Annotated in this window: 8 protein-coding genes and 1 riboswitch; of the genes, 5 read left to right on the forward strand and 3 right to left on the reverse strand. The window is 71.3% G+C overall.

Features of this window, described 5'->3' with window-relative positions; genetic code table 11:
• Together L0P92_RS39410 and trpS are read right to left on the reverse strand one after the other, a co-directional pair.
• A partial coding sequence (locus L0P92_RS39410; RefSeq protein WP_234767948.1) for a 2'-5' RNA ligase family protein occupies window positions 1–557 on the reverse strand: 557 nt, incomplete at its 3' end.
• Between the two features lie 215 nt (window positions 558–772).
• Window positions 773–1,786 (reverse strand): tryptophan--tRNA ligase, encoded by a 1,014-nt coding sequence (gene trpS, locus L0P92_RS39415; protein ID WP_234767949.1) that lies wholly within the window; start codon window positions 1,784–1,786, stop codon window positions 773–775.
• Between the two features lie 89 nt (window positions 1,787–1,875).
• On the opposite strand from trpS, the gene L0P92_RS39420 reads away from it, so the two are divergent.
• From L0P92_RS39420 to L0P92_RS39435, 4 genes are all read left to right on the forward strand, one after another.
• Entirely contained in the window at window positions 1,876–2,478 is a 603-nt protein-coding gene (locus L0P92_RS39420) for an RNA polymerase sigma factor (RefSeq protein WP_217209349.1), read from the forward strand.
• Window positions 2,471–3,505, forward strand: coding sequence for a hypothetical protein (locus tag L0P92_RS39425; protein ID WP_234767951.1), 1,035 nt, complete (start codon window positions 2,471–2,473; stop codon window positions 3,503–3,505). The genes L0P92_RS39420 and L0P92_RS39425 overlap by 8 nt, the downstream gene beginning before the upstream one ends.
• Window positions 3,506–3,734: 229 nt before the next feature.
• On the forward strand, window positions 3,735–4,439 hold the full coding sequence (locus L0P92_RS39430) for a hypothetical protein (protein WP_234767952.1): 705 nt from the start codon (window positions 3,735–3,737) through the stop codon (window positions 4,437–4,439).
• A gap of 71 nt (window positions 4,440–4,510) precedes the next feature.
• Window positions 4,511–5,152 carry a hypothetical protein gene (locus L0P92_RS39435; RefSeq protein WP_234767955.1) on the forward strand — a complete coding sequence of 214 codons (642 nt, stop codon included), beginning with the start codon at window positions 4,511–4,513 and terminating at the stop codon, window positions 5,150–5,152.
• A gap of 25 nt (window positions 5,153–5,177) precedes the next feature.
• On the opposite strand, the gene L0P92_RS39440 is transcribed toward L0P92_RS39435, so the two are convergent.
• Window positions 5,178–6,626, reverse strand: coding sequence for a glycine hydroxymethyltransferase (locus L0P92_RS39440; RefSeq protein ID WP_234767953.1), 1,449 nt, complete (start codon window positions 6,624–6,626; stop codon window positions 5,178–5,180).
• A gap of 31 nt (window positions 6,627–6,657) precedes the next feature.
• Window positions 6,658–6,763: riboswitch (ZMP/ZTP riboswitch) on the reverse strand.
• A gap of 162 nt (window positions 6,764–6,925) precedes the next feature.
• Between L0P92_RS39440 and rocD the strand changes: the two genes are divergently transcribed.
• On the forward strand, window positions 6,926–7,945 hold a 1,020-nt coding region (gene rocD / locus L0P92_RS39445; protein ID WP_234767954.1), incomplete at its 3' end, for an ornithine--oxo-acid transaminase.

Raw genomic sequence — 7,945 nt, forward strand, 5'->3', positions numbered from 1 at the left:
CGCTCCACCCGCCCCGCCTGCGGCGGAACCACCGGCCCCCCGAACACGAAGTCCCGCAGCTTGCGCCATACGCCGTCGGCGCCCTGTTCATAGAGGGCGAAACCGGTGCACGCCCAGCCGGCCTCATAGTCGGCCAGTTCCTCGAACGCGCGGTCCATCGACTCCTCGTCGATGCCATGGGCGACCGTGACATGCGGGTGGTACGGGAACTGCAGCTCACGCGCGACCGGCCCGGAGGCGTCACGGACCTGCTTCTGGAGCCACGTGCAGGCCTCGGCGCCGTCGACGACCTGGACGAAGACGACCGGCGACAGCGGCCGGAAGGTGCCGGTGCCGGAGAGCCGCATCGGGAAGGGACGCCCGGCGGCCGCGACCTCATGGAGATGCGCCTCGATCGCCGGCAGCAGCTCGGCGTCGACCTCCGTCGGCGGCAGCAGCGTGACGTGCGTGGGGATGCCGTGAGCCGCGGCGTCGCCGAAGCCCGCGCGCCGCTCCTGGAGCAGGCTGCCGTGAGGCTCCGGGACCGCGATCGACACACCGATCGTTACGGTCCCCACGTCGTCTCCTGTCGTCTGTCGGTGAGCCCGCCCGTCGCGAGCGGCTCGTCCTGTTGTGAGCTCATGCCCTGTTGGTGAGCGTGAATGGCCGCGCATACGGCCATTCGGCTATCGACTGTACGGCTACGGACGTGCTGCGGGCAGGCGCAACCGTAGTGATGTGCAGCGCTGTGCGGTGGTACGGCCGAGTGCCGGCCGCATGCCGTGGTGCCGGCTCAGTGCTTGGCGGGCAGGAAGCCCACCCTGTCGTACGTCTGGGAGAGCGTCTCCGCGGCGACGGCACGCGCCTTCTCCGCACCCTTGGCCAGGACCGAGTCCAGCGTCTCCGGGTCGTCCAGATACTGCTGGGTGCGCTCCCGGAAAGGCGTCACGAACTCGACCATGACCTCGGCGAGGTCCGTCTTGAGCGCACCGTAGCCCTTGCCGTCGTACTTCTGCTCCAGTTCCGCGATTCCCGTGCCCGTGAGGGTCGAGTAGACGCTGAGCAGGTTGCTGATGCCCGGCTTGTTCTCGACGTCGTAGCGGATGACCGTCTCGGTGTCGGTGACCGCGCTCTTGACCTTCTTCGCAGTGGTCTTCGGCTCGTCGAGCAGGTTGATGAGGCCCTTCGGCGTGGACGCCGACTTGCTCATCTTGATCGACGGGTCCTGAAGGTCGTAGATCTTCGCCGTCTCCTTGAGGATGTACGGCTTCGGAACGGTGAAGGTCTGGCCGAAGCGGCCGTTGAAGCGCTCGGCGAGATCGCGGGTGAGCTCGATGTGCTGGCGCTGGTCCTCGCCGACCGGGACCTCGTTGGCCTGGTACAGCAGGATGTCCGCGACCTGGAGGATCGGGTACGTGAACAGGCCGACGCTGGCCCGGTCCGCGCCCTGCTTGGCGGACTTGTCCTTGAACTGGGTCATGCGGGACGCCTCGCCGAAGCCGGTGAGACAGTTCATGACCCAGGCGAGCTGGGCGTGCTCGGGGACATGGCTCTGGACGAACAGCGTGCAGCGCTCGGGGTCGAGGCCGGCCGCGAGGAGCTGGGCGGCGGCGAGCCGGGTGTTGGCGCGCAGGTCGGCGGGGTCCTGCGGGAGCGTGATCGCGTGCAGGTCGACGACCATGTAGAACGCGTCGTGGGACTCCTGCAGGGCAACCCACTGGCGGACGGCGCCGAGGTAGTTGCCGAGGTGGAACGAGCCTGCGGTGGGCTGGATTCCGGAGAGCACGCGGGGTCGGTCAGAGGCCATGCTCACCATTCTCTCAGGTCTCGGCGGTCGGACCGGAACTGGTCGGAAACAGATGGGAACCGATCCGTCCTCCGCGGTGTAACAAAGGTGTGAGGACGCGGGAGGGGGGCCGCATCGTCGATGAGGCCGCGGTGATCGCACGTGTACGCGCCGGAGAGCCGGAGGCGTACGCGCAGCTGGTGCGGGCCCATACGGGCATCGCGCTCAGGGCGGCCGCGGCGCTCGGGGCGGGTGCGGACGCGGAGGACGTGGTGCAGCAGGCCTTCGTCAAGGCGTACTGCTCGCTGGGCCGGTTCAAGGACGGCTCGGCGTTCAAGCCCTGGCTGCTGGCGATCGTCGCCAATGAGACGAGGAACACAGTGCGTACGGCGGCCCGTCAGCGCACGCTCGCCGGGCGTGAGGCGGCCTTCGTGGAGGCGGAGCCGCTGATACCGGAATCGGCGGACCCGGCGATGGCCGCGCTGGAGATAGAGCGCCGCGCCGCGCTCCAGGCCGCCCTGGAGAAGCTGAGCGAGGAGCATCGCCTGGTCGTCACCTACCGCTATCTGCTGGAGATGGACGAGTCCGAGACCGCCCAGGCCCTGGGCTGGCCCCGGGGCACGGTGAAGTCCCGGCTGAACCGCGCGCTGCGGAAGCTGGGGCGCTTGCTGCCGGATTTTCAGCCCCGGGAAGGAGGTGATGAGCATGAGTGACGGACACGAGTACGACGACGAGGGCCGTGGGGCGTACGAGAGTGACGGGCGGCGTGCGTACGGCCGTGACGGCGCCGGGGGGCACGGCGGGCGCCCCGCCGGTGGCCGGGATCCCGGTGATCGCGGTCGGCCCGGCGAGGCGGCCCGGCTGCCGGAGGAGCTGCGAGCGCTCGGGCGGTCGCTGGACGCGCCGGGCGCGGCGGACGGCGCCGAGACGGCCGAGACGATGGTCGAGCGGGTGCTGGGGCAGCTGCTCGCCGAGCATGTGCCGGTTCCGGTGGCCGAGCCACCGGGCGCCGCCGAGCGGCTGCGGGCGGTGCGGCGCTGGACGCGGGTGCGGTGGCGTTCGCTGACCGCGGCGCTGTGCGGCCTGCTGGCGGTGCTGGTGCTCACGCCTCCGGTGCGGGCGGCGGTCTTCGACTGGTTCGACTTCGCCGGAGTCGAGGTGCGGTACGACCCGTCGGCGGTCCCCTCCCCCGGCGCCGAGGTCCCGGGCTGCGGCCGCTCGGTGTCGCTCGCCCAGGCCGAGCGCCGGGCCGGCTTCGAGCCGCTGGTCCCGCACGAGCTCGGCATGCCGGACACGGTCGCGGTGACGGGTGAGCCACGGGGACGGTTCGTGGTGAGCCTGTGCTGGCGGGAGGACGGCCGCACCATACGGCTTGAGGAACGGCGGGCGAGCCTGGACATCGCCTTCACCAAGACGGTGCGCGAACAGCCGGAGTGGATCTCGCTGGGTCCCGACACGCCGAACGGCGCCGGGTCCGACCCGGCCCTGTGGTTCCCCCGACCGCACCTGCTGACGTTCTGGCTGGTGGACCCGGGCGGGGAGCACTACTCACGCGAGGAGCGCACGGCGGGCCCGACCCTGCTGTGGACCCACAGGGCCGACGGGACCAACGCGACCAACGCGACCGACTGGGCCGGTGGCGGGAGCGTGACGCTGCGGCTGGAAGGGGTGGCGTCGAAGCAGCGGGCGGTGGAGGTCGCGCGGTCGTTCGGACGGCCGTCCGCGGAGTCCTCGGAGTAGAGGGCGCTTCGAGGTGGAGGACTCTTCGAAATAGGTGGTTCGGGGTGGGAACCCAGGCGGGTCGGGCGGTGTACCAGAAGTGACACGCGGCTCGGGGACGGGCCGCACGGGATCGCTCGGGTTGGGGGTTCGGATGTGGGGACATGGGGTCGGCAGCCGGGGAGACCGGTCGCGCGGGCGTGGGGATCGGAGGGGCCGGTGCCGTGAACTCACTGCGCTGACCAGGGCGTTGACGGCGGCGCTCGCCCTGCTGCTGTGGGGCGCCGCGTCCCCCGCCTCGGCCGGAGGACCGACCAGCGTGCTCTTGGTCTCCCCGGAGAGCACGGAGACGGCGGCGCTGTACTACTCGGACAAGGAGTACGAGGAGCTGGCCCAGCTGCTCGACGCACCGGGCAAGGGCACACGCGACAAGCCACCCGAGGCCGGTCTGACGGCAGCGCGTCAGATCAACGTCACCTGGATGGTCCACGACGTGACGCCCTGGCGCCTCGACCGGGTCTACCCGGTCCACAAGGGACAGGACGTCTGGATCCACACGGCGGCGAACCTGGACAGCACGACGAACGGCGCGTGGCACCGTGCCGATGACCCGTCCCAGCTGCGTGCCCTGCTCAAGAAGCTGGGCCTGATGGGCAAGGCCTCGGCCGAGGGAAGTGCGGCGATCTTCCCGCCGGCCTGGGAGGTGTATGGGACGGACGACGACGCCGCGAAGGACTCCTCCGCCCCTGCGTCCGACGCCGTGGACCAGGCGGCCGAGGCGTCTTCGGCCAAGCCGGGGTCAGGGTCGGAGGACGCCACCGACTGGTGGTGGGCGCTGCCGGGGGCGGCGGCCGGGGCGGTGCTGGCGCTGCTCCTGCGGCCCTTCGCCACGCGGCTGCCCCTGGACCGCCTGCGGGGTGAGCCGGGGCCGAGGCAGGAGCTGCGGGACGTATGAAGGCTCACCTGGGTGGCGGGGCACGGCTCACACTGCTGCTGGCGGTGTCGGCGGTGCTGGTGCTGTGGGGTATGGCTGCGACCGCCCTGGCCGTCCCGGCGGGGCGTCCGGACGTCCCCGACGTGGCGATGGTCGTCGCCGGCGGCACGGGAGGTACGACGGCGATTCGCTCGGGCGAGCAGTCCTTCGCCCGTCTCTGGCAGCTGTTGCAGCCGACCTATGTCGGTACGGAGCGGGTGCCGGAGGGCTGGGTCGAGGGGCGTCATCCGCCGATACGGATGACGGTGATCTGGGGGCTGACCGGGATCGGTGGCTGGCCGCAGACCAACCGGCCGCCCGGAGGGGATGTCGCCGTTCAGCGCCAGGACCAGCTGTTCGTGGCCGAGGACGGCACGCCTTGGGTCCGGTCGGATCTCGCGCCGGAGCTGGAGGACGACGACATCCGCTGGCATCGGGCACCTCGTTCGGTCTTCGAGCGGCTGGACCTGGAAGAGCTGGTCGGCGTGTCGAAGGACGAGCTCTCCCGGGCCACGGCGGTCGAGGCCCGGCCCGGCTCGGTGGTCGAGAGCGCGGGGTGGGCGGTGGCGGGGCTGGCCGTCGGGTTCGCGACCGGTGTCGGTGGGACGGTGCTGATACGCCGCGCGGCGGCCCGGCCTGGAGCCGGACCGCCGCGGGAGGAACCACGTCAGGAGTTGATCGACCTGGACCTGTGAGGCCCTCGGTGGATCGTCGCGGGCGTCAGCCCAGGTCGATCTCCGGGTACAGCGGGAAGCCCGCCACGAGGTCGGTGGCGCGACGGGAGATCTCGTCGGCGATCTTCGGGTCGAGGACGTGCTGGGCCTTGGAGGGGGCGCCCTTGCTGGTGGTGCCGGCCTCGGTGGTGGTGAGGACGCGGTCGATGAGGGCGGCGACCTCGTCCATCTCGGCGGTGCCCAGGCCACGGGTGGTCAGGGCGGGGGTGCCGATGCGGATGCCGGAGGTGTACCAGGCGCCGTTGGGGTCGGCCGGGATCGCGTTGCGGTTGGTGACGATGCCGGAGTCGAGGAGCGCGGCCTCGGCCTGGCGGCCGGTGAGGCCGTAGGAGGAGGCGACGTCGATCAGGTTGAGGTGGTTGTCGGTGCCGCCGGTCACCAGGGTCGCGCCCCGGCGCATCAGGCCCTCGGCCAGCGCGCGGGAGTTCTCGACGATGCGCTGGGCGTAGTCCTGGAAGGCGGGCTGACGGGCCTCGGCGAAGGCGACGGCCTTGGCGGCCATGACGTGCGGGAGCGGGCCGCCAAGGACCATCGGGCAGCCGCGGTCGACCTGGTCCTTGAGGGAGTCGTCGCACAGGACCATGCCACCGCGCGGGCCGCGCAGCGACTTGTGGGTGGTGGTGGTGACGATCTGGGCGTGCGGGACCGGGTCGAAGTCGCCGGTGAGGACCTTGCCGGCGACGAGACCCGCGAAGTGGGCCATGTCGACCATGAGCGTGGCGCCGACCTCGTCGGCGATCTCGCGCATGATCCGGAAGTTCACGAGACGGGGGTAGGCGGAGTAGCCGGCGACGATGATCAGCGGCTTGAACTCGCGGGCGGAGACGCGCAGCGCCTCGTAGTCGATGAGGCCGGTGGCGGGGTCGGTGCCGTAGGAGCGCTGGTCGAACATCTTGCCGGAGATGTTCGGGCGGAAGCCGTGGGTGAGGTGGCCGCCGGCGTCCAGGGACATGCCGAGCATGCGCTGGTTGCCGAAGGCCTGGCGGAGCTCGGCCCAGTCGGCCTCGGTGAGGTCGTTGACCTGGCGGACGCCGGCCTTCTCCAGGGCGGGGGCCTCGACACGGGCGGCGAGGACGGACCAGAAGGCGACGAGGTTGGCGTCGATGCCGGAGTGCGGCTGGACGTAGGCGTGCCGGGCGCCGAAGAGCTCCTTGGCGTGCTCGGCGGCCAGGGACTCGACGGTGTCGACGTTGCGGCAGCCGGCGTAGAAGCGGCGGCCGATGGTGCCCTCGGCGTACTTGTCGCTGAACCAGTTGCCCATCGCCAGGAGGGTGGCCGGGGAGGCGTAGTTCTCGGAGGCGATCAGCTTGAGCATCTCGCGCTGGTCGGTGACCTCCTGGCCGATGGCATCGGCCACGCGCGGCTCGACGGCGCGGATCACGTCGAGGGCGGCACGGAAGGCGGTGGATTCAGTGGAGAGGGGCTCGGCTGACATGGGGACCTCCGGACGTGGGGTGCAGCGTTCACGGTACGGCCCAGGCGCACGGCACTCGCTCTGGACGCGATGTCGCCCGCCCAGGGGCCGCTCCCCGATGGTTGGTCCATCCCAGCGCGCCAGTCACGGCCCGTCGATCAGCCTACCGGGCGCGCCGACGGCGCATGGTCCCGCGTCCACCATGCGAGCAACGATAGGAAGGGGCCGCAAAGCACTCGTAAGGCCGGAAATGGACAGTGGCCGCGGGGCTCGTGACGGCCGGGTCAGGAGTCCTCGTGGTGGCGGAAACGGAGAGCCCCGTGAGTACGTCGAGCACCACCGCATCCCTGATCGCCGCGGTCGAGGCGCACAGCGCGCGCAATTACCACCCGTTGCCGGTCGTGGTGGCGACGGCGGACGGGGCGTGGATGACGGATGTGGAGGGGCGGCGGTATCTGGATCTGCTGGCCGGGTATTCGGCGCTGAACTTCGGGCACGGCAACCGGCGGATCCTGGACGCGGCGAAGGCGCAGCTGGAGCGGGTGACGCTGACGTCGCGGGCGTTTCACCACGACCGGTTCGCGGCGTTCTGCGAGCAGCTCGCCGAGCTGTGCGGGATGGAGATGGTGCTGCCCATGAACACCGGGTCGGAGGCGGTGGAGACGGCCGTGAAGACCGCCCGGAAGTGGGGTTACCGGGTCAAGGGGGTGCCGGCGGAGATGGCGAAGATCGTCGTCGCGGGCAACAACTTCCACGGCCGTACGACGACGATCGTCAGCTTCTCCACGGACCCGGAGGCACGGGCGGACTTCGGGCCGTACACGCCGGGCTTCGAGATCGTGCCGTACGGGGATCTGACGGCGATGCGGGAGGCGTTGACGGAGAACACGGTGGCGGTGCTGCTGGAGCCGATCCAGGGCGAGGCGGGGGTGCTGGTGCCGCCGGCCGGCTATCTGCCGACGGTGCGGGAGCTGACGCGGGAGCGGAACGTGCTGTTCGTGGCGGACGAGATCCAGTCGGGGCTGGGGCGTACGGGGCGGACCTTCGCGTGCGAGCACGAGGGCGTGGTGCCGGACGTGTATGTGCTCGGGAAGGCGCTCGGGGGCGGGGTGCTACCGGTGTCGGCGGTGGTGTCGTCGGCCGAGGTGCTCGGGGTGTTCGAGCCCGGGGAGCACGGGTCGACGTTCGGCGGGAATCCGCTGGCGTGTGCGGTGGCGCTGGAGGTGATCGCGATGCTGCGGACGGGCGAGTTCCAGGAGCGGTCGGCGGAGCTGGGCGCGCATCTGCACCGGGAGCTGGGCCTGTTGGCCGGGACGGGGCGGGTGACGGCGGTCCGGGGG

Origin of the sequence: Streptomyces muensis, assembly GCF_021474425.1 — a bacterium.
In the GTDB taxonomy this organism is placed as follows: Bacteria; Actinomycetota; Actinomycetes; order Streptomycetales; family Streptomycetaceae; genus Streptomyces; species Streptomyces muensis.

Bases quoted from the DNA above. Each gene is read 5' to 3' on its own strand.
- trpS (WP_234767949.1), bottom strand. From the start codon at position 1,786: ATGGCCTCTGACCGACCCCGCGTGCTCTCCGGAATCCAGCCCACCGCA.
- L0P92_RS39425 (WP_234767951.1), top strand. From the start codon at position 2,471: ATGAGTGACGGACACGAGTACGACGACGAGGGCCGTGGGGCGTACGAG.
- L0P92_RS39435 (WP_234767955.1), top strand. From the start codon at position 4,511: ATGGCTGCGACCGCCCTGGCCGTCCCGGCGGGGCGTCCGGACGTCCCC.
- L0P92_RS39440 (WP_234767953.1), bottom strand. From the start codon at position 6,626: ATGTCAGCCGAGCCCCTCTCCACTGAATCCACCGCCTTCCGTGCCGCC.